This is a genomic window from Spirosoma lacussanchae (assembly GCF_005870035.1).
Taxonomy (GTDB): Bacteria; Bacteroidota; Bacteroidia; order Cytophagales; family Spirosomataceae; genus Spirosoma; species Spirosoma lacussanchae.
This window is the reverse complement of the sequence record NZ_SWJG01000003.1, coordinates 627,631-650,730: the sequence shown is the minus strand read 5'-3', so window position 1 is coordinate 650,730 and position 23,100 is coordinate 627,631. Positions and strand designations below refer to the sequence as shown.

Below are 23,100 nucleotides of genomic sequence, written 5' to 3'. Positions count from 1 at the left end.
TCTTTAGCTAGGGAGAGCTCGACGGCCATCCGTTTGAACTCCTCGTCGTACTGTCTTCTGCTGGTTTTCATGGTTCACTAAGTTAGATCACACTTAACTTAATGTCCAGTCAAATGTAGCAGGTCCAGAAGTTATAATTCCGTCTAACGATCAGATATGCTCATATTACTACGCAAAAGGCACTCCTGACGCGGCTGGAAGTTCAATGCGACAGATAGAACGACGTATGTCTAGCCTTTGGGATTGAAACCTCTAGATGTAAGAACACTTATTTTTCTAGTAATAATCTCCTGATTGCTTACAGTAAGAGCTTTGTACACATCGCTCATACCTCTTGTAAGGCCGTTACTTAGGATAGGCAAAACTTTGATATCGCCCATCCTAAGTAACAGCCTTATTGATCAGTTCTATAATCACTGGGGGCAGGACTTCTATTCCCTGTGCATAGGTTTATCCACGATCGGCGTTACATCATCCGGCATATTTACTAAAAACTGTGGAGCATGTTCTTTTACAATATCAACAATAAGCGGCCCAGAAGTCGTTGCGTTGTCATCAAGTCGTTCGGATGAGCGCTTACCCCACTGCCTTATTGTCTTTCCTATGCCGGCAACGATTCGTCGCTGATTGAATGATAATTTACCATGTATGCGTCCCCACTCCTCAATTTGCTCCCAAACAATAGCTGGTATGCTGCACAACTGGTCAGCGATCTCCTGACGCCTTGCTGTTTCTACATCATCTGTCACTATTCTGCGTATGGGTGGGTTAGCTGGATCTATCAGGTCTGCCTGAATAAAGGTCATATCAAGAGCAAACGATTTATTACGCAGTTGTCTCCAGCAATCTTCTTTCTTTGCCCACTCTCCATAAAGGGCACCTGGCGCACTGGCTTTAATTGCCTTCTCTATGGCAATCATCAGCTCATAGAGTATAATTCGTAATTCACGGGAAATGCGCTGTTCCTTCCATATTTTCAAAAGGTCAAGCTGACCATTTAAGGTCCTACTTAACCAGGCTAAGGTGTATGGAACAGTTACATACCGTAGATCGCCAATAGCATTGGGTTGGCGGCCATACACCTCTTCAGCTGTTCTGAAGAGAATGGCTTTGGCAATTGCATCCTCAAAGAAAATATTCGTAGGCTTTCGTTCCTTTGTTTTTAGCATACTCATGAAAATGCCGTAATTCTTCTGGCTACCGCGCACAACGTACCATGGCAACTCATTCCAGACATTCAAGTACTTCGCTAAATCTTCTTTAACAAAGAGCTGCTTCCGGGGATTTTGTAACTCAAACTTTTTACGGTTTGTTGCATTGAATTCCCGAGCCAGTGCATTCTTGTACTGAGCCCGTGCCCGTTCATAGAACCAATGGGTTTGCTGGTTTTGACCAGATTGTGCAGGTGTCCAGATCGTGCGCGACAGTACTTCCAATTCTGTGTGAAATGGATTATTGGCGCTTAGATCTGACTCAGAAACTTTGTTTTGTGTATTGGCATAGCGCGAAATATTGTTAACAATGGAGCCAACATCATTGCGTGATTTGATAACCGACAGTTTCATCTGCACAAAAATTTGGCTGACATCTGCTTTGTCTTTCCGCTGCGTATAGAAAATACTGGCTGTTGTTTGACCACCATTAACAATCTGTAAGCCTGTCAAGGACTTGATAGCTCCACTATCAGAAGTTAACTCAACGGAATCAGCTGTGGCTGCAATGCCATTGTTATACGCTAGGAACATATCAGGTTCCTTCAGAATTGTTTGTCGTATGCCTTTATTTGTTCCCACGGTAAACTGCAAAAATGAACGCACGTTCATTTCCAGTAGTCGTGCCCCGTACTCTTCATATATATTTGCCAGTATATCTCCCGGGACAGCAGCCAGATACGTCTCGTATTGATCGCTTTTGGTTGGGATTGACAAACAGGGTAAACTTTTTCCGGTTCGCTGGACGAAATCAATAATAATAGGAGTAGGCTCACCCTGTTCAATTCTGGCCAGATACTGGATGTCTATGACCCGATATGTTAGTAGTAAATCGGTTTTATCTAAGCGGTCGCTTTTGGGTGGCTCTACTGCACACTCCCCATCAGTTAATATAAACAGATTAGCCCGTACTAATTCGTTTCTATTATGGCAGATTTCTTTAGCGAAATCATAAGCTGCTGCCGATTCGTCCATGTCCTTCCAATATCCTTTAAAAGCATTGTTCAAAAAACGGCGACATTGGTTAAAAGCGGCTGTAACTTCTTCCCGACCAATACGTTGCGGCTCGTCATAGCCTCTGTAAATGGTGATAAACAAATCAAGGTTTTCGGCCCCCTCGCTCAGTGCATATCCGTTAATCTTATGCATTTTCTGACCGGCAGCATTCTCCTTCACATCACGGCACTCGCGGGCGTTTTCGGTATCACCAGTGGCCGAGAGGTATTCATTCAAAACTATACTCGTAAATATCTCCTCTTGGAAGCCACCCAGTTCACCTGCTTCGGCGGTGGCGGTAATACGCTGACGGAGATCGGTATAAAATTGAAGTAGTTGTGTTTGTTCGCTTTCGGTTGACATGGTGTAGTAAGGATAGAAATCTATAACTGGGCAAAAACATCGGCTGATTCAACCTGAAAAGGATGGCAAGCCATCAGGGCAATGGCGTAGCGAACAGCGCTTACCCCGATCGGAAGTTGGTCAAGCTTTATCCGCGGAAATCCCTCACTTACTCTGAAAACCTGTTCAGTACGTAGCGTATAAGTGGTTGTATCGTATACAGAGCGGTGAACATACTGGTAGCCAGCCTGATAAAGTTTTAGCCTAAACTGATTATGTAGCATGGGCAACCCACTCAATTTGTACAGCAATACATCGACTAGTTCATTAAGTGATTGACCACCGCTCGGACGAACATCAAGCGTAAGCATCCAGAGCCATAGATGCGATAAGCCGCTATCATCTAATTGTCGCTCATTGCTGATTTGAATACTTTGCGGATTAACAGATGAGGTTGTTTTTAGCTCAATAGACTGGTCTGATAGCTGAAAATCGTGAATGCTCCCTCCCGGCCCCGTCCAAGCTGTGAGGCAGTCAGCAGGGTTTCCACCAGTATCGAGCCAGCGGTTCAGAAACCATAACTCACCAAATAATCCCTGTCGTTTTTCAACTGACAAGCCACCCGGCGACAAGTTCTCAAATAAGGTTGTCCATTGTTCCAGTCGGCCCAGCAATGCGTTCAATACGTTTTGATGCGTTGGTTCATCGGCGATTTGGGCGATCAAATCTTCACAAACTACGGCGAACAAATCAGTTTGTGCCGGATCAGTGAGCGAAAGCAAAACCATTTGGCGACCGGGTCGGGCGGTGTCGGTTTCAACACTGAGGATAAGGCCCTGCAAGGTTACTGATTCTGTAATAACAGGCGCTGGTAAACTCACGGCTAGCAGCCGCTGCACTCCGCTTGCCGTTCGACGAATACCGGCGAAAATGTCCGGTTTTACCGATACAGCATACCGACGATAGAGCAAGCCGGACGTAGCAGTTGTATCAGCTTCCAGATCAGTCCAGAGCGTTTCAATCTTCGTCGGCATCGGGCTCATCGTCAATGGTGTCTTGCTGATTTAGAAGTTCTACTAATTGCTCATGAACGGCGTATGAAACGGCTCCGCTATATCCACTGGACGGAAAGCTTATGGCATAACCCGTAATAGCCGGACTATCAGCCGGTAACCCAGCTGGCTCAGGGTCAAGTGTGTAGAGCAGAAGAAGAGCCGTTTGTTTATTACGTTTATCGCGAACAATCTCTCCGTTAGGATAATCGGGTTCACCAGTCTTCCCGTCAGCTTTGCGTTTCTCGGCAGTTAATCGAAATGCTTCGTCGTATTGACCTTTGTCAAGGTCAATGAATTCATGCTCTGGGCTTATGATGTGCGATTTGCGTAGGTAGTAGGTACCGTCACCATCATTTTTATCTTCCGCTTTTCGAATCAAATGGCCGACATTAACCACTTCCCCATCAATAGTATAGGGAGTACTTCGTTCTGGCTTTTTGCGCGAAATAAGTACTACTGTCCAGTTAGTAATTTCGTCATTGCGTACCTGAACATCGATAAATTTGGCTACGGCTCTTGAATCGGCACGATACAGCGTTTTGGCTGTTCGATAGCCTAACAAAAAATTTATTACCAATTTTGCTGGTACAGTCTCCCACACGTAATGCTCTGCTTGCCGACGTTTATACGCCCCTAAACCAGCCACAAAACGCTGCGCGTTTGCTAGATTCTCGGAGATGATGCTGGGTTGGGTTTGAAATAAATAGGTTTCTACTAGTCGGCCGGCAAAGGAAAACGACAGCTCTTTCGCTTTACGTAATTTGTTAGCAGCGGTAATCTGCAAACCGCCCGGATGCGTTCGAACTTTAAGCGCATATTCGTCGGGCGTTGCCCGCACACTTGCCATAAAGTCGAACTCGGCTCTTAATTCTTCCGACGCTAACGTAATATGGCAAAACCATTCGTTTAATTCACGACTGGTAAACAGGCGGCATAAATCCGGATAACCTGGTCGGTAACCAAACCAACGTCCCATTTGCATCAGCGTATCGTACATTTTGGATGGGCGTAAAAAATAGCTGACGGCAAGCCCTTCAAGCGTTAGTCCACGAGAAAGTTTGTCACCCCCAATGGCAATGACCGACAGTCCATCTTTCTGCTCGTAATAATCTAATACGTCACCCGACCGGCCATTAATAGCGCGCACCTTCACGCGGGCTGCTGCCGTGTGAAGATGTGGACGTACATCCTCCCAGCTATGTACTTGCATAGCTGGGTCAAGCTCACACAGGGGCGAAGCTAAAATTCGTTGAGTAGTGGTTCTGAATGATGTGTAATTGGTCGAGTCCTCCTCAAAGGCTTTACGAAACAAGCCTAAAACAATTGGGTCATTCTGATCCAAGCCGCGTTTATAATAGGCAAAAACACTGTCGACCAATTCGGTAATCTGCTCTTGCCGGATATTGAAACGCGTTACGTGAACCAGCATAGAATTATGTTCGCGCTCCTGACCACGTAACCGCCGAATTGCACACACTAGAATGAAACACCGAATGGCCAGTTTTAATGATTCAGGAATGGCATCAGGCAACGGAGCCTCACGTTCATTGTCTGGCATAAAGGGATCAGCATCTATAATCCGATGGACAATCGGCAGTGTGTCTTCTATAGTCCTTCCATCGCTAAGCAACTGAAAACCAAATACTCGCTCCGGACCGATATAGTTGCTAGGTGGCGGTAGATTAATAATGAAATCGGCCGGAAAAAGCTCGTCCTGATCAATCGGAATAAAAATGTTGGCGAATGGTGTAGCCGTATAACCAACGTAAGCACTTTTGTAGAAGAGCCGCAATACATCTCGAATCTGACTGTTAATACGAGTAGGCTTATTAGGGTCTTTATTCGTATTAATAGAAGCATGGTCGGCCTCATCATCAATCAGCAATAGTGATTTGCTGCCAATGTATTTATTACCCTCCTCATCGGTTTGAGCCTTAGATTTAAGCCAAGTTGCCAATCGCCTGAGAACACTGGTATTTTTCTTGACGACTAGTACGATTGGCTCATTTGTGTCGAAATTCAGCCCCAGCGATGTAAAAGCTCCTGCCGAAAAATCACCTAAGTCATGGCTTGATGTAATCGAATGTGCAACAATTCCTTTTTTTACCTGACTCACGCCAAAATCAGCGTTAGCGTTGTAATAATTACGGGCTGACTGAGTATCAAAGCCTAGAAATCCTTCGTCGAGCCGTAGTTGGGTTTGTGCTCGCAGGTTGTTGTGAATACCCGCCAGCACAATAATGAGCTTGTATCCAGCGTCAACCGCTTTGCAAATCAGTCCAGTGTAATTAGATGTTTTTCCAGACTGTACTTGTCCTACTACCAACCCACGCTTGTCAACTTTTACATTAAGAATGGTTGGGTCAAAAAGTTTATCGACAATATCATCTGTCAAACGGTCGAGACGGCGGAGAGTATCAGGCGCAAACCCTTTATAATCTTCAAGATAGCTATAGTACCGATCCCAGAAGTTCCATTGGATAGTGGCCCGGCGGTTTGTAAGCCAAGGACGACGAGAGTCTTTACCTTCGAGCGAAGTCCAGCCTTCCGCCCGAATGTTATAGAGAGTTTCTACCTCTTTAATCAGCATTTCCCGGTCTACATGACTAAACTGAGGAATGCTTAAAATAATGTCTACATTCTTGTCTATAATATCCCGGGTAAGCGACGTGTTAGCGGGCAGAAGTGTCCGCAACGTCCGTAAAGCGTTTTGCATACAATATCAGCAAGTAAGGGATTGAACGTACTCCGGAAAGAGTGAAAAGGGGTGGATGCTTAGAATAAGATTGCGGGCTTCTTCGGGTGTTTTGCCTTTGGCGCACTGTGCCTGAAACATAGCCGTTGCAGTTTGTTTAATAGGTTCATGGCTAGTTTGTTCGAACGGCTGGGCTTGTTCTTCGGGAGACTCATTTTCCCGAATCATAATCGACCGGATTGGAATCGTTTCTTCAACAAACTTTAGCAGGTTATTAAACGATGAGCCTGCATCGGGATACTTAGCTATAAAATCCGTTACCAGTGGATGTTGCCGATTGATTTCATAGTACCGCTTGTCATGACGTTTACGTTCGAGCCACAACTCCTGATGAGCCAGCGGAATACCGGGGTTATTAATGCGCCCTACGTTTCTGTACACCGCAATGGCTTTGTCACGTACCGCTTTGGCGAAAGTTTTTAATGGCCCTGTGCTTCCATAGGGCGGATGCGCCATCGACTTTTTAACGTCAATATGCCATTCTTTATCGAGCGTATTGGGAATATCGACCTGAATACGAGCTAACTTTACATGCTCTTCCTTTTTGAACATCCCCAACCAGCTACCAGCCACCAATAACCGTTCATTGCGGTATATATAGAAGCCCTGTAGGTCATTCCAGCCTCGGAGCCCCCCCGCTTCGACAAACTTATCCGTCGTTAATCGTTTATGGTAAGGTAGTACATATCCCTTTACGCTTACTGCCCCATTTTGGTAAAACTCCTCGCCACAGGGTTGTGCGCCGTCGGCGCCCTTGAGAAACGGGTCCCACGGTTTGACTGGGCTATCGTTGAAATAGAGTTTAAACCGGCCTCGCTCCAAAAACCGGTGAAATACCATTGCTAAGTGTTGTTTTACCGTGTCGGCAGTACCCAGAAACTGGGCATGGGCTTTCTCGTCGGTAGCAGAGGCATTGGTTACGATGCGGTCGAGCAATTCCCAAAGCACAATGGTGCCACTTTTTTGCTGGTTCAGTAAAACAGGAAGTCTATAAGCCGGTTCGGGCTTTACCAGATTCCACAAGCCAGTGTCGGCTACGTAATCTAAATCCCACGCCCAATAGCATACATTGCGGTTTTCTGGTTTCGAGAAGACAGTTACCTTGCGGCACTGCGAAAACGAAGCCGTTTTCAGGCCTAGTCCAAACCGACCTAGATCGTTGGGGTCGCGCGGTTCGGCAGGGTTGCGGGAACCCGGGCGAAGCGCCGTAACTAATTCAGACTCCGACATGCCGTGACCATTGTCACGAATACTAATATACGAACGAGAGCCCTGCCAAATAAAGTCAATGTATATATCGTGAGCACCCGCTGAAATAGAATTATCAACAATATCGGCTACAGCAGTTTCAATAGTATAACCTATATCACGAAGGGTTTCAATGAGCGCCGACGGATTCGGCGGGGCTGGTTGTGTAAGGGTGTAGATAGAATTCATTAACTGGTTTCTCTAACAGTAATTCTTTCATTTTTCTGGCAATGACAAACGCGAGTTGTGGAGGGACGGCGTTACCAATTTGTTTAAACGCTGCCCCACGACCACCCTCAAAAAAATAATCATCAGGAAAAGATTGAATGCGAGCCGCTTCACGTACAGAAAGTGAACGTGTCTGGTTTTTGTCAGGATAAATGTAGTAGTGGCCATCACGAGCTATATGTGCCACTACTGTATGACATAGTCCATCGGGGTCTACAACTTTATATCTGTCGAGAAATGATGTCAGGTTTCGATGAGTGCGTAATTCCTCTGGTAAATCAGGATACTTCAACCTCTCTCCTTCTTCCCATTTTTCTATCGCCAGACGATATATAGCTAAATCACGACTGTTATGAGGCCGAGTGATATGTTGCGTTACAAAATTCACTTCGCTCCTTATCCCATGCTTTTGTAAATATGAATTTACGGGCAAATCTTTATAGAGTGAATAATGCTTTTCTTCACCAACGCTTAAAGGCTCTAGATCTGAAAATAAGGATTCTTTAACATTCCAGCTATTTTCCCTCCTAACCCGCTCAAATTCAGGATACTCGAACGGATCAAGCCCTCTTTTGCCAATAATAATGATCCTTTTTCGTAACTGTAGTACACCATACTCATACGCATTTACTATACGCCAATCAATTTTGTAACCACATTCCTTTTCAAAATATTTCTTTATTCTTAGCAGTAGTTGCCCTTTTTCTGCTGATCTAAGGCCTAGTACGTTTTCAAAAACAAAATATTCTGGCTGGTATTTTTGAAGAAATCTCCCGTATTGCTTATATAACTCATATCGAATATCGGTACTGACATGTTGATCACCAAGACTATTTATTTTTGACCGACCCACGAGAGAATATGCCTGGCAGGGTGGTCCTCCAACAATCAAGTCTATTTTGCCGCCATTCAGCAGATTGTCAATTCTGTCAAATAAATTTTTTATAGACAAATCACTTATTTCCGCCTGAATGGCAGACTTTAGCAAATGGCTGGGAACGTGACTGTACAATTCTGCCTGACTAATATTCTGTCTCAAATATGAGTAGTATATTTCTAATTGATCCTGAGACTTCAAATAATGATAAGATATACGAGTTTTCAGGCTAAGACAGGCATTCTTATCCATCTCTATATGAGCAACTGGAGTAAATCCCGCCTTTATAAAGCCTTCCGACAAACCACCTGCACCTGCAAAAAGGTCGATATAATTGAGCAATGTTTTACTGAGTTTTAGTTAATTGTATTTAGCCAGCACCATTTCTCGAACAGACATACTTCCTATACCATTTGACCTATAATTTTTAACGCCAAGTTCGACTAATCTCATGAACGTATTATATCGTTCTTGATGGTCTTCGTCAAATATAGATTCGAAAGGTGTGTCCCTAAGTGTTACGCGTCCTATGATTTCGTATACACTGTCACCGCAAACCTCAAAGCACTGTTCCAGTAGTCGGTTCCTAACTGCGGCTTCTTCAGGTGTGTACAAAGATGATCCATTAGCAGCTACAAAGTCATGAAATGAATCATCCGGGTGAAATCCACCGGTTAGCCCTTCCGCAACGAGCTGGCGGGCAAACTCCTGTACGTCAGCAATTGATTTAATATCTGAAATCATTTGACTAGCGGATTAGAAGGCTTCAAGCAAGTTCTGCAATGTGATACTCTTTGTTTTAGGCTTCAACTCACACTCAAATATGGTTATAATTTTCCATCCTTCGGATACTAATTTGGCTTCATTTTCACTGTCACGGCGTTTATTTCCGTTGATTTTCTCAAGCCACCAATCTGTACGAGTCTTAGGAACAACGAAGTAACGACACCCTTCATGCCCATGGTAAAAGCACCCGTGCACGAAAATAACAGTTTTGTATTTGGGTAATACCATATCAGGCTTACCGGGCAACTTTTTATCGTGAAGCCGATAGCGGAAGCCATGGGCGTGAAGAAACTTACGAACAATCAATTCAGGTTTTGTGTCTTTGCTGCGAACGCGGCTCATGTTATAGCTTCGTTGCTCTGGAGTATGTACATCAGCCATAAAGAAGGGCATTAAGGTTTACTCTATAACGCCATCAACTCATTCTTTGTCTCAACGCCCCTGTCATAATGCAGACGGGATTCATACTCAGATTGAAACTATTAGAAAGCTATTTCGGGCTTTGGTCAAAAAAGAATAAGCTCGTTTATCGATACCAGAAAATTGAGCAGCTTTCCGATCTTGAGCTTGATAGCGATTTCGATAAAGCTCACCTGAGACACGCAAATCTGATTGGCTGGATTGGTAAGTATGTCGCGTAAGCGCTGAGAAATAGCCGGGTTGTTAGCCTGAATCCAGATCAGCACCTGGGTATCAATGAGTATACCCATCCTCGTTTACCTGTACTCGCGTAGGTCGTCGAGCGGTTCGTTGAAGTCGGCCGGAATGCTAACTTTTCCAGCCAGAGAGCCAAATCGGATTCCTTCTTTGTTCGTCGTGTCCGTTCCGTGCCCCTTTCTTTGGGTCAATGAGGTCTGTTCTAAAAACGGCACGAGTACTTCGGTCCCTTCCTGGATGCGTGAAATTTCGTGCAGACTAATCTGACCATGATCGTACGTGCCTTTAACCGTAGTAAGCATACCTGGCAGGTTTTTAGTACATATAGCAAATTAAGGCATGATCAATACGAGCGCCGGAATTACCTCCCTAGGTCGCATTCAGCGTCTACTGACGATACGGCGATGTTCCACGCCTACCAAGTCCGGTAACTCCTAAAAAATCAGGCCACCCGGTAAGCGCCGGATGCGGTACTAAAGGGTCGGGCTGACCCTAATTTGTCTATAGTGAATCGGAACCCCGGCTGGTCTGTTTTACGTTGCTAATAAGAATAAGCCATCGCTTCGGCAAACCGACTGCAATCAACGCAACGTGACGACAGAAGACAACCCTACTGGCCAGCAAGCCGGCCTTACCGATATTGACCTGACAGGCTATGAGCAGATTGATGTGCTCGGCGCCCGCGAACATAATCTCAAGAATATTGACGTCTCCATTCCGCGTAACAAGCTGGTGGTCGTGACGGGCATCAGCGGCAGTGGCAAATCGTCGCTGGCGTTCGATACCATCTACGCCGAAGGACAGCGCCGGTATATGGAAAGCTTTTCGGCCTACGCCCGCTCGTTTATCGGCGATATGGAACGGCCCGATGTCGACAAGATCAACGGCCTCAGCCCGGTCATCTCGATCGAGCAGAAAACCACCTCCAAGAACCCCCGTTCTACGGTGGGTACCACCACCGAGATCTACGACTTTCTGCGGCTACTCTATGCCCGCTCCGGCGAAGCATACTCGTACCTGACGGGCCGAAAAATGGAACGCCAGTCGCAGGATCAGATCATTGATACCATTCTGAACCAGTACGGCGGGCAAAAGATAACCCTGCTGGCCCCCGTTATCCGCAGCCGGAAAGGACACTACCGTGAGCTGTTCGTGCAGATCGCCAAAACGGGCTATACCAAAGTACGCGTCGATGGCGTGGTACAGGATATCGTACCGAAAATGCAGCTGGACCGGTACAAGATCCACGACGTCGAAATCGTAATCGACCGGCTGATTCCCAAACCCGACGACCGGTATCGGCTCAGCCAGTCGGTGCAGACGGCGCTGAAACAAGGTAAAGGCGCTATGCAGATGCTCGACGGCGACGGCACCCTGGTTTACTTCTCGCAGAACCTGATGGACCCCGAGTCGGGCATCAGCTATGACGAACCGTCGCCCAACTCGTTTTCGTTCAACTCGCCCTACGGAGCCTGTCCGGTTTGTAACGGCCTGGGCGTAGTGGAAGAAATTACCGAAGAGTCGGTCATACCCGACAAATCGCTGAGCATCAGCCGCGGAGCCATTGCCCCCCTGGGCGAGTTCCGGGAATTGTGGATCTTCAAGGAAATTGAGGCCATTCTGAAAAAATACAAGCTCAACCTGAGTACCCCCGTCAGCAAGTTTCCCGACGACCTGCTGCATGCGCTCATGTACGGCACCGACGAAGAAGCCGGCGCAACCACCCCAGCGGGGAAGCCGGCGCCAGCGGAAGGTACGTATTCGTTTAAGTTTGAAGGGATCGTCAACTTCCTGAAACGACAGCAGGAAAACGGCTCCGACAAAATCCTGGACTGGATCAAAGACTTCATGGTCGTGAAAACCTGTCCCGAATGCGACGGAGCACGCCTGAAAAAAGAATCACTGTATTTCCGGATTGCGCAGAAAAACATCTCCGAACTGGCCCGCATGGACATTTCGGAACTGGCGGCCTGGTTCAACGACCTCGAAAGCCGCCTGACCGATCGGCAAAACATCATTGCCAAAGAGATTCTTAAAGAAATCCGGAAACGAATCGGTTTTCTGGTCGACATCGGGCTGGATTACCTGACCCTCGACCGGTCACTCAAGACCCTCTCGGGTGGCGAAGCGCAACGGATTCGGCTGGCCACGCAGATCGGTACCCAGCTGGTTGGGGTGCTCTATATCATGGACGAGCCCAGCATCGGCCTGCACCAGCGCGACAACGTAAAACTGATCGACTCGCTCAAGAACCTGCGCGACCTCGGCAATACGGTTCTGGTCGTTGAACACGATAAAGACATGATGCTGGAGTCGGACTTCATCCTCGATATTGGCCCCGGCGCCGGTCGGCACGGTGGTCAGGTCGTAGGCCAGGGCACACCCGACGAGTTTTTGAAAAATGGCAGCACCACCGCCGACTACCTCAGTGGCCGCCGGGCCATTGCCGTACCGGCCGAACGCCGGAAAGGCAACGGCAAGTTTCTGATCATTAAAAACGCAACGGGCCACAACCTGAAAAACGTAAGCCTGAAATTGCCGCTGGGCAAAATGGTTACCATTACGGGGGTGTCGGGCAGCGGCAAGTCGTCGCTGATTCACGAAACGCTGTTCCCGATTCTGAACCGGCATTTTTACAAGTCGAAACGCGAGCCGCTGGCGTTCAAATCCGTAGAGGGGCTGGAGCATCTCGACAAAGTAATTGAAGTTGATCAGTCGCCTATTGGCCGCACACCCCGGTCCAATCCGGCTACGTATACCGGCATGTTCTCGGACATCCGGCTGCTGTTTGCCGAGCTGCCCGAAGCCAAGATCCGCGGCTACAAACCGGGGCGGTTCTCGTTCAACGTGAAGGGCGGTCGCTGCGAAGACTGCGAAGGAGCAGGTATGAAAAAGGTAGAGATGGAGTTTCTGCCCGACGTACACGTGCTCTGCGAAACCTGTAAGGGAAAACGTTTCAACCGCGAAACCCTGGAAGTCCGCTTCAAAGGTAAATCCATTGCCGACGTACTGGACATGACCGTAGAGCAGGCCCTCGATTTCTTTGCCAGCCAGCCTAAAATCCTGCGCAAGGTAACGACTCTGAACGATGTAGGGCTGGGTTATATCACCCTGGGTCAGCACGCCACTACCCTTAGCGGGGGCGAAGCCCAGCGGGTTAAACTCGCCGAAGAGCTATCGAAGAAAGACACCGGTAAAACGCTGTACATACTCGACGAACCGACAACGGGCCTGCACTTCCAGGATATTGCGCACCTGCTCGACGTGCTCAACAAACTGGCCGACAAGGGCAACTCGGTCCTGATTATCGAGCACAACCTCGACGTCATTAAAGTCTCCGACCACCTGATCGACCTCGGTCCGGAAGGCGGTAACAAGGGCGGCTTCATCATTGCGGAGGGTACCCCCGAAAAAGTAGCCCAGGTTGCCGGCAGTCATACCGGTAAGTTCCTCAAACTGGAGTTAGCCAGCTAAGCTACTCATGTTTTGCCGGCCAGAAACGGCTCGGTCCGGATGCACTCAAGTCGTTGAGCGCATCCGGACCGAGCCGTTTTTACCTGATACGAGCCGATTACTGCGTCCGGGCTATGCGGATCGGTACGCAGACTTTGGGCGGACAGGTCTGGCAGTTGGCCGGCGCCACGACCGGCAGCAGAATCGAGCAGTTCGTCTGCGCATCGCGGATCACGACCGACAGGTTACCCGTATTGTTGTCGAACGTTCGGGCAACGCCGTATTCGTACGGACCGGCTTCGGGTGCATCACCCACTTTTACGAAGTAGGTCGTGGTAGATCCTGTCGTTGTCGGGTTGATGGAGAAGCTATAGCCCGTATTGCCGGTCGGACCGCAGAGAGCCACGATTGGCGCCTGAACCGGCGGCTGGTTCACCACGATGGTAAAGGTGCTCACCCCCGAACAGCCACCCGCCGTGGTTGTAGCCGAAACACTGTAGACCGTAGTGGTGCGGGGCGTTACCTCAAGGGTTGTGCCGGTTGTTCCGTTGCTCCAGACGTAAGTAATGCCCGGAGCCGCGTTGGATACGGTCAGGGTAGCACTGGTACCGGCGCAGATGGTCGACGAGCTGGCTACAATAACTGGCACCGGCGCGGGATCGACAATAATGATGACCGGACAGCAGTTACCCGATACACAACCCGACATACCCGTTGCGGTAAAGCTGTAACTACCCGATAGCGAGGCCGAGAACGTAGGCGTGGTCGCTACCGAGGTCGTCACATTATCGATCGTGCGGAACCATTCGACACCCGTCGTGTAGCTGGCCGGCGCCGATAGCTGGAGACTGGCCCCTTCGCAAATCCGAACCGGCACACTAACGCACGAACTGGCAATGTCGTCTTCGGCAAAATTGCCGTTACCCGGCGATGAGTCCGGGTCCGACTCGAAACTGCGGATCACCTCAGCCACATTTGAGGTAACCCCCACCGAATCGACCGTGACGGCAATGGTCAGGTTTACCGATGTGGCCGGGCCAGCCAGCGCACTACCAATGGTCCAGCGTCCGGTTACGGGGTCGTAAACAGTTCCGGGCGATGCCGTATGCGATACGTAGGTGAAACCGCGCGCGAGGGTATCCCGTATCACGAGTCCAGTAGCGTTGAACTGGGCCGTACGCGTAGCCGAAACAGTAAACGTGACGCTGCTGCCGACGGTAGCCGTTGCACTGCTCACGGTTTTCGATACGGAAATATCCGCCACGTTCTGATCGCAGCCATCCGGAGTACCGTCGCCATCGGCATCGAGGAGGTCGCTACCGGTTGCGCACTTGTCCATGCAATCGGCTATGCCATCGCTATCTGTGTCGGCTTTGACGTAGGCATGGAAAACGCGCAGGTTAACGGCAACGCTGATCCCCGTCAGCGAAATACGGATGCTGTTGAAGGGTTGCGTAGCCTTGAAGCCCAGCTGCACCCGCGACGTAGCGCCCAGTACCGAAGCACCAACCAGCCCGGTACCGCTGAATGACTCACTGACCGTACCGTTGCGATAAGTCGTAATCGTAACCCCACCCAGTAAGTTGAGACCGATGATGCCATCGCCATTATCGACCAGGAAGCCCGCTTCGTACCCCGCCGGATAGGTCGTATTTGACCGTACCTCGATGTAGCGCGTACAGGCCAGCCCAACGGTTGAAGTGATGGTAGCGAAGTTGGTGGTCGAGTCGCCATCGATCAGGTTGGCTTCGCCCGACAAGCTCCCCAGCACGCAGCTGGCTCCCAGCGGCAGTGGACTGATCGAACCACTGGTTACCGTGGCCGACTCACCGGCGCTCAGAATGGCGTTTGCACAATCTTTGGGGCAGTTGGCGGGACCTTCAAAAGCGTAGAATACATCGACCAGCCGGCCCGCCGTAACGGTTCCGGTATAAGCCAGTTCAACCTCGTCGAAGTCCTGCGAAGTAACAAAACTCAGCACCTGACGACCGTCTCCGCTGCCGCCCAGCACCGCTGCTTTCAACACACCGGTACCGCTGCTGAAGCTGGCGGTCTCGACCGGATTGGGGTTACCCGTACGGTAGGTGCGAATGACGAACTGATTCAGCAGACTGGCGTCGAGCAGACCCAGGAGCCCGTTGGCGCGGTTGCGCACCACAAACCCTACCTCATTCCCACCGGGATAATACTGCAGCGAGTCTTTGACTGAAATACGGAATCCGCCCGCGGCCGACACACCCAGATCGATGGTGGCTATATTGTTCAGATTTCCGTCTACAACGGCCGAAGCGCTACTGCCTCCACAGCCTACGCAAAGCCCCGACGTACGGGCCGTATTGATAAAAGGCCCTCGGGCAGCCCCGACAATGGGGTCCATACAAATCTGATTGTTTTCCCGGGTCTGGGGGGTGGTTTGTGCTATACTGGTAAACACAGTACAGACCAGGGTAGCCAGCGCACCGGCTACGTGTAGTAAAATGCGATTCATGAAGAGTACTTGTGGATTGAATTGGAAAGCCTGATTGCATCAGGAAGAGGTACAGAGGAAGCCCGAAGCTTCTGAACCGACAAGACATAGCAATCCTGATCAGGCGCTAGCAGCCTGCATAAACTACTTACTATCTTGAGGTTAACGGTTGCCTAGCGGAGCGCAGGCAGCAAAGGAGCAGAAGGGACAGTTAACATTTTTCGTTCATAAAGATTGTAGATAGGTGTAACGTTGATGACTACTTTGGTCGGCATCGACTTCTGGTACTGGCATCAGGATTCGCTAACCTGGCAAATGCTTAATATTCTTTTTCGCAGAAGTGATTGCTAAAATTTTACTTACAATAGCTATACCATACAAGCCTAAACTTGACGAGACTTTTTGTACCAATTTTCGATTATTCGCAAATAAAAAATATATTAAACATAAATTTTGAAACACAATCTATTCATAGCCAGCTAGTAAGCACAAAGTTCATCACCAATGAATTTATTTTCATTTATAAATTTGTTCCACAACAAAGAGCCTCTCAGACTAAGTAAATTAATTTAAAATATAATTATCATTTCAATTGGTTACATTTTAATCGCTCTCAAAAACCATGCTACGCCCGTTCGTTTTCTGATCTATTTTCTCAGCGTCTCTGTATTAGCCTTACCGTGACCCCAAAATGCCCTACTTCTCTTTGGCCCTCGTAATCAGGCCAGTTGGGCGAACCCACCCCCGCCAGAAATAAGATCGCTGGGAGGTCAAGGTAAATACGGCTATCTTCGCCCGGCCTGTACTACAAATAAATTCCTGTATGCGTAACCCCTTTTTTTATGTCCTTCTGCTCGTGCTGGTCGTATTGGACGGCTGGCTCCTGGCCCACCCTAACCTGATTGGCCGCGCTGGCGTGTTTTTCTTCGATTACACGTACCTCGAAACCTTCCCCGAAGCGCTGGGTACCGTAGCGGCCGTAGTAGCAGTGGCCCTCCTGCTGAGTTGGGCCGTGCGCCGATTCGGTCAGCCCGTGGCGATCGTTATACTAACAGGTCTGCTGGCAGCATCAGCTTTCTACCTCTTCCAGAGTTTCACCCAGTACAATCAGGGTATCTACAAGCTGACCGGTGCCGGGTTTAGGGCTGGCGCTATTTTACTACCTGGTTTACTAGTGCTGGTCTTCGGCAAAGCACTCTGGGACGCCGTTTCCAGTCGAAAGCGCTGACCGATAAGTAAATACAGTATTATATGATCATAATGCCCTTATATAAGGGCATTTTTTATGCGCTAATGGCTCGGTAATCGTAACAATCCGGTAACAGCCAAGTCAGCGGTCGGCCTTTGTTTTGTATTCTCAACCAACTCAATCGATCATATATGAAAAAGACTGGTACTCTTCTTTTAACCTGTATTCCCTTATACCTCCAGGCGCAGGACCATCCTGTTCAGGGTACGGTACGGGAAACAAAGGGCGTACTGCCCGGGGTGTCCGTTGTGATTAAAGGCAGTAGCAAAGGCACCCAGACCGCAGCCAACGGCACCTACCAACTCAGCGCAGCCGACCGCGACACACTGGTATTCAGCTTCATCGGCTACAGCTCGCAGGAAGTAGCCGTCGGTTCCCGCACCACCATCGACATCAGCCTCCAGGAAGACAACAAGCAGCTCAGCGAGGTGGTGGTGGTGGGCTACGGCACCCAGAAAAAGGTGAACCTCACCGGCGCGGTAGACATGGTGACCAGCAAGGATATTCAGAACCGCCCCATTACGGCCACTTCGACAGGTTTGCAGGGGCTGCTGCCGGGGGTTACGATTCAGAACTTTCAGGCACGCCCCGGACAGACCGGCAGTGCTATCCGTATACGGGGTATCGGCACGCTGAACAACGCCAATCCGCTTATCCTGATCGACGGGATCGAAGCCTCCCTGGATAACCTCAACCCCGACGATATTGAAAGCGTATCGGTGCTTAAAGACGCGGCTTCGGCGGCTATCTACGGCTCGCGGGCGGCTAACGGCGTACTGCTCATCACCACCAAACAAGGCAAAAAAGACCAGAAGCCAACCATCGGCTACTCGGGCTATCTGGGTACCCAGCTACCCACCCGGCTGCCGCGCTTCGTGGACTCTCCAACCTATATGACCCTGCTGAACGAGTCGCTGGCAAACGTTGGCCGACCAGCTACCTTCACGGCCGACGAGATCGAACGAGCCCGCTCGGGCAGCGACCCCAATTACTACGCCAATACCGACTGGATCAGGGCTATTTTCCGGGCACAGGCTCCTCAGCAGAACCACAACTTCACGGTCAACGGCGGGGCCGGGGCTACGCGTTACTACCTGTCTTACGGTTACCTCGATCAGCAGGGGCTGGTAGTGGGCGATGCGTTCAAAGCCAAGCGGAACAACGTCCGGCTCCGGATGACTACCGACCTCCTGGACCGGTTTCAGCTCGACGCCAACGTGGGGTACGTAGACCGGCTGGTGGCCGAACCCGCCAGCGGTATCAGCGAAGCCGGTGGCCTGATCTACAGCGCCCACCAGATCTCACCGCTGGTGCCGGAGCGGTTTACGTCCGGCACCTGGGGCTACGGGGGCGGCTCTACCAACCCGGTGGCAGTTGCCTACGACGGCGGTACCAACACCTTCAGCTCGCAGGAGCTTACTACCAACGTCAGCGGCACGCTGACCCTGACCAAAGGCTTCCGGCTGCGCGGCCAGTACGGTATGGTGATGGCCAACTCCCGGCGCAACATCTACACCGGCAAGATCAGCTATTTCTACCCCGAAACAGGCAACTACTGGTACGCTTCGAGTCAGTACAACAGCCTCGACAACCGCGACTATACCAACCGCTACCAGAGCGTTATTGCCCAGATGGATTACGAGAAGCAGATCGGCAAACACGATATTCATCTGCTGCTGGGATACTCGCAGGAGTGGAACCGCGCTGATTATTTTCAGGCGTCGAGGCAGGCCCTGACCTCGGATGACCTGGAAGTGCTCAACAACGGTACCCTTAACCAGCTCAACAGTGGCGACGCGTCGCACTGGGCACTGCGGTCCGGCTTCGGGCGGCTCAACTACGTGCTGGCGGGCAAGTATCTGCTCGAAGCCAACGTCCGGTATGACGGCTCATCGCGCTTTGCCAAAGCCAACCGGTTCGGTATGTTCCCGTCGGTATCGGCGGGCTGGCGCATCGGCGACGAAGCTTTCCTGCAGGCACTCAAACCCGTTTTGTCCGACGCTAAAATCCGGGTCTCGTGGGGGATGCTGGGCAACCAGTATAACAGCCTCGGCGGCAACATCCAGTATTATCCGTATCTGTCGCCCATCCAGAGCGTTGGCACCATGCCCATCGGGAACATGCTGACCCCGGCCTTCGCGCAAACCGTACTATCGAACCGCGATCTGCGCTGGGAAACGATCACCATGAGCAACCTGGGCCTTGATCTGCAGTTCTGGCAGGGCAAACTTGGCGTCACGGCCGATGTATTTGTGAAGCAGACCGACAATATCCTGGTTCGGGTACCGCTACCCGACGTGCTGGGCTTCGACGAGCCACTGCAAAACGGGGGTAAAGTCGAGAACCGGGGCTGGGAGACCAGTCTGAACTGGCGCGACCAGCTGGGCGGTTTCCGCTATGGGCTGTCGGCCAACCTGTCGAACGTTCGTAACCGGGTGGTGAGCCTGGGTAACGTGCCCCCTACCTACGGCGACCAGATCCGGCAGGTGGGCTATCCCATCGATGCATTCTACGGCCTGGTAGCAGACGGCATCGCCCAAACCCCCGACTTCACCTACGATGAAACCCGGAAGGTATACACGCCAACCTTCCCCATCTTCGCCGAAGATGCCGGAAGAGTAGCCCCCGGCGATGTAAAGTACCGCGACCTGAACAACGACGGCAAGATTACCCTCGACGGCGACCGGCAGGTGATCGGCAATCCTTTTCCGCGCTATACCTACTCGTTGCGGTCTGACCTGGGCTGGAAAGGCTTCGACTTTTCATTTTTCTTCCAGGGCGTTGGGCAAGCCGACGGCTACATCAAAGGGTCGGCTCGTCACGCCTTTATCACCGAATCGGCCAAACCTCAGGCTGTTCACCTCGACCGCTGGACACCCGACAACACCGACGCCACCTACCCCCGCCTGACGTATCAGCAAGCCCACAATCAGCGGTTATCCTCCTTCTGGCTCGAAAAAGGAGCGTACCTGCGGCTGAAAAACATTCAGCTGGGCTATACCGTACCCCGATCGCTGGTAGGCAAAGCCCGCATCGACCGGCTGCGCGTCTATGTCTCGGCCGATAACCTCTTCACCGCTACCAATTACTTCTACGGCTACGACCCCGAAACGCCAGTCAGCAGCGGAGGCTATTACCCACAGGTGAAAACCATTGTGGCCGGTCTGAACATCAACCTCAAATAAAGCACAGCTCCTGTCTTTAACCAGCGAAACACAATGAAACCAATGCATACCTCCGTTCTTACCTGCATGGCCGTTCTGGCGCTTGGACTCGGTGCCTGCAACGATGAATTTCTCGAACGTGAGCCACTCGATACCGTCACCGACGTCAGCTTCTGGCAAAACGAAGAACACGTCCGGCTGGCCGCCAACGCTACTTACGCGTACCTGAAAGGGAAAAATACCGTCGACATGGAAAACATGGGCGACAATACCGTCTGGCCAACAGTAACTGAATACCAGCGCATCAGCACCGGCAACTACGGCGCCGATGTGGGTGCGCTCAACACCGAATGGAACGATGACTATGCCGGCATTCAGCGCTGCAACCAGTTTCTGGAAAACTACCAGAAAGCCGACATGAGCGCCGACCTGAAAGAGCGGTACGCGGCAGAAGTACGGTTCATGCGGGTATACCTTTACAGCTACCTGACGGCCCTGTTCGGCGACGTACAGTTTATCACCAAAACTATTCCGGTGTCGGACCCGGCCGTTTACGGTACCCGCGAGAAAAAAGCGGTGGTTGTCGACTGGATGATGAAGGAACTGGACGAACTGGCGCCCAAGCTGCCGCTCACCTACCCGCCCACCGACTACGGCCGCATCACCCGCGGGGCTGCCCTGGCCCTGAAATCGCGCATTGCCCTATTTGAAGGCCGGTTCGACCTGGCCGAGCAGGCGGCCAAAGCGGTTATGGATCTAAACACCTACCAGCTCTACAGCAACGGCGATCCGAAAACCAGCTATCGCGAACTGTTCACCTACAAAGGACAGGCCGCCGAAAACAGTGCCAACAGGGAAACCATTCTGGCGCGGGTGTACGTCAAAGATGTCAGTATGCATAACATGAGCCGCGAGGTGCAGGTGCCCGACCAGGCCGTTCGCTGGAATCCGACCAAATCGCTGGTCGATGCGTACCTCTGCAGCGACGGCCTCCCGATCGATAAGTCGCCCCTGTACACCGAAAACGCCTATACCGACTACTTCAAAAACCGCGACCCGCGCATGGTTCAGACCATTCTGTCGCCGGGATCAGCCTGGGGCGGACTCGACGATGGCGATGCCGACAACAACCCCAACGCGGTGTATAACTTGCCCAAATTCAAAGCTGACAAGAAAGGCGCCGTAACCGTAACGGGTTTTTACTTCACGAAATATGTTGAAGTACCGGCCGTTGGTCTGGTCAGCCGCGACGAGAATGACTTTCACCTGATCCGCTACGCCGAAGTGTTGCTCAACTACGCCGAGGCCCGGCTGGAACAGGGCAAACTAACCCAGGCCGATGTAGACGCAACGATCAATAAACTGCGGAGCCGCGTGGGTATGGTGCCCATGAAACTCGACCAGCTCAGTACCCAGGGTCTGACCCCGCGAACCGAACTCCGCCGGGAACGCCGGGTCGAGCTGGCGCTGGAAGGGCAACGGTATTTCGATATCCTGCGCTGGAAACAGGGCGATGTGCTGACCCAGGATGTGAAAGGGATCAAACGGGCGTTTGCGCCGAACCAGAGCGACGTGAGCATTTTACCGGTCGATGCGGAGGGGTACATCCTGTTTCTGACGGGCAAGACCTTTACCGCGCCCAAAAACTACTTGTGGCCCATTCCGTTCGTACAGCGGGAACGGAACCCGAACCTTGGCCAGAACCCGGGCTGGTAACGTACCTTATCAATCAGACGTCTGGCTGGTTCGTCAGGGCCGGTCAGACGCATTCATTTTCTTTCCTTTATGCGATACCTGCTTCATTCCGTAGCGCTCGTTCTGCTCATCACCGGGGCCTGCGCCCGAAAACAAACCACCAGCTCGACCCGGACAACCGACTCCAGTACACTTCGGGTGTTGTCTTATAACGTTCACCACGCCAACCCGCCCGCCCGACCGGGGGTTATCGACCTCGACGCAATTGCGGCCGTCATTCAGCGCGAACAGCCCGACGTGGTGATGCTTCAGGAAATCGATGTCCATACCGGCCGCTCGGGCAAAACCGTTGACGAAGCCGCCGAACTGGGGCGAAAAACAGGCCTCCACGCGTACTTCATCAAAGGCATCGACTACGACGGGGGCGAATATGGAGTGGCCCTGCTCTCCAGGCTCGAGATGACCAACCGCCGGCGCATCCCACTTCCTACCGACTCTACGACCAAAGGAGAACGGCGGGTGCTGGGGCTCGCCACCATACAGTTACCCAACAAACGAGCGGTTACGCTGGCCTGTACGCACCTCGACGCCCAGAAAGCGCCGGTCAACCGTCATTTACAGGCCGCCGAAATTGCCCGTATCCTGAAACAGGAAAGCCAACCGGTTATCCTGGCGGGCGACTTCAACGACTACCCCGACAGCGAAACCCTCCGGATACTCCGCACCGTCGTCGAACCCAGTTGTCAGGCCTGCCCGCCCACGATTCCGGTCGAGAATCCAAAGCGCACAATCGACTTTGTCATGTTTGCTCCCAAAACCGCCTTCCGGGTGGTCGAGCACCGCGTCATACCCGAACGACTGGCTTCGGATCATTTGCCGGTACTGGCTGTACTGGCTTATTGACCCGCCCCCGCTAC

15 protein-coding genes are annotated in these 23,100 nt (G+C 51.0%); 5 read left to right on the top strand and 10 right to left on the bottom strand.

Annotated elements, in window-relative coordinates; genetic code table 11:
* Positions 1-431: 431 nt before the first annotated feature.
* From FBR45_RS15905 to FBR45_RS15865, 9 genes are all read right to left on the bottom strand, one after another.
* Positions 432-2,570, bottom strand: a complete 2,139-nt coding sequence (locus FBR45_RS15905) for an AIPR family protein (RefSeq protein WP_138503986.1) — start codon at positions 2,568-2,570, stop codon at positions 432-434.
* A gap of 20 nt (positions 2,571-2,590) precedes the next feature.
* Positions 2,591-3,583 carry a PD-(D/E)XK motif protein gene (locus tag FBR45_RS15900; protein WP_171044906.1) on the bottom strand — a complete coding sequence of 331 codons (993 nt, stop codon included), beginning with the start codon at positions 3,581-3,583 and terminating at the stop codon, positions 2,591-2,593.
* The gene (locus tag FBR45_RS15895; RefSeq protein WP_138503982.1) at positions 3,567-6,320 is read right to left on the bottom strand and encodes a Z1 domain-containing protein; all 2,754 of its coding nucleotides are present in this window, start codon (positions 6,318-6,320) and stop codon (positions 3,567-3,569) included. Before FBR45_RS15895 ends, FBR45_RS15900 begins: the two co-directional genes overlap by 17 nt.
* A gap of 6 nt (positions 6,321-6,326) precedes the next feature.
* A complete protein-coding gene (locus FBR45_RS15890; protein ID WP_138503980.1) occupies positions 6,327-7,796 on the bottom strand; it encodes an ATP-binding protein in 1,470 nt (489 codons plus the stop codon).
* The gene (locus tag FBR45_RS15885; RefSeq protein ID WP_138503978.1) at positions 7,738-9,054 is read right to left on the bottom strand and encodes a DNA cytosine methyltransferase; all 1,317 of its coding nucleotides are present in this window, start codon (positions 9,052-9,054) and stop codon (positions 7,738-7,740) included. Before FBR45_RS15885 ends, FBR45_RS15890 begins: the two co-directional genes overlap by 59 nt.
* Positions 9,055-9,072: 18 nt before the next feature.
* Positions 9,073-9,456, bottom strand: a complete 384-nt coding sequence (locus FBR45_RS15880) for a hypothetical protein (protein ID WP_138503976.1) — start codon at positions 9,454-9,456, stop codon at positions 9,073-9,075.
* Between the two features lie 12 nt (positions 9,457-9,468).
* Positions 9,469-9,879 (bottom strand): very short patch repair endonuclease, encoded by a 411-nt coding sequence (locus tag FBR45_RS15875; RefSeq protein ID WP_138503974.1) that lies wholly within the window; start codon positions 9,877-9,879, stop codon positions 9,469-9,471.
* 125 nt (positions 9,880-10,004) lie between these two features.
* A complete protein-coding gene (locus FBR45_RS15870; protein WP_138503972.1) occupies positions 10,005-10,208 on the bottom strand; it encodes a type II toxin-antitoxin system VapC family toxin in 204 nt (67 codons plus the stop codon).
* A gap of 6 nt (positions 10,209-10,214) precedes the next feature.
* Entirely contained in the window at positions 10,215-10,457 is a 243-nt protein-coding gene (locus tag FBR45_RS15865) for a DUF2281 domain-containing protein (RefSeq protein ID WP_138503970.1), read from the bottom strand.
* A 289-nt stretch (positions 10,458-10,746) separates the two neighbouring features.
* Here FBR45_RS15865 and uvrA point away from each other — a divergent pair, with 289 nt between their 5' ends.
* Positions 10,747-13,629 (top strand): excinuclease ABC subunit UvrA, encoded by a 2,883-nt coding sequence (gene uvrA, locus FBR45_RS15860; protein ID WP_138503968.1) that lies wholly within the window; start codon positions 10,747-10,749, stop codon positions 13,627-13,629.
* Between the two features lie 97 nt (positions 13,630-13,726).
* Here uvrA and FBR45_RS15855 read toward each other — a convergent pair whose 3' ends face one another.
* Positions 13,727-16,096 (bottom strand): Ig-like domain-containing protein, encoded by a 2,370-nt coding sequence (locus tag FBR45_RS15855; RefSeq protein WP_138503966.1) that lies wholly within the window; start codon positions 16,094-16,096, stop codon positions 13,727-13,729.
* Positions 16,097-16,898: 802 nt separating this feature from the next.
* Here FBR45_RS15855 and FBR45_RS15850 point away from each other — a divergent pair.
* The 4 genes from FBR45_RS15850 to FBR45_RS15835 all read left to right on the top strand — a co-directional run bounded on the left by FBR45_RS15850 (position 16,899) and on the right by FBR45_RS15835 (position 23,086).
* Positions 16,899-17,303: a hypothetical protein gene (locus FBR45_RS15850; RefSeq protein WP_138503964.1), complete on the top strand. Its 405-nt coding sequence runs from the start codon at positions 16,899-16,901 to the stop codon at positions 17,301-17,303.
* 152 nt (positions 17,304-17,455) lie between these two features.
* Positions 17,456-20,509, top strand: coding sequence for a SusC/RagA family TonB-linked outer membrane protein (locus FBR45_RS15845; RefSeq protein WP_138503963.1), 3,054 nt, complete (start codon positions 17,456-17,458; stop codon positions 20,507-20,509).
* 33 nt (positions 20,510-20,542) lie between these two features.
* Positions 20,543-22,204: a RagB/SusD family nutrient uptake outer membrane protein gene (locus tag FBR45_RS15840; RefSeq protein WP_212748632.1), complete on the top strand. Its 1,662-nt coding sequence runs from the start codon at positions 20,543-20,545 to the stop codon at positions 22,202-22,204.
* 69 nt (positions 22,205-22,273) lie between these two features.
* Positions 22,274-23,086 (top strand): endonuclease/exonuclease/phosphatase family protein, encoded by an 813-nt coding sequence (locus FBR45_RS15835; RefSeq protein WP_138503961.1) that lies wholly within the window; start codon positions 22,274-22,276, stop codon positions 23,084-23,086.
* Positions 23,087-23,100 lie beyond the last annotated feature (14 nt).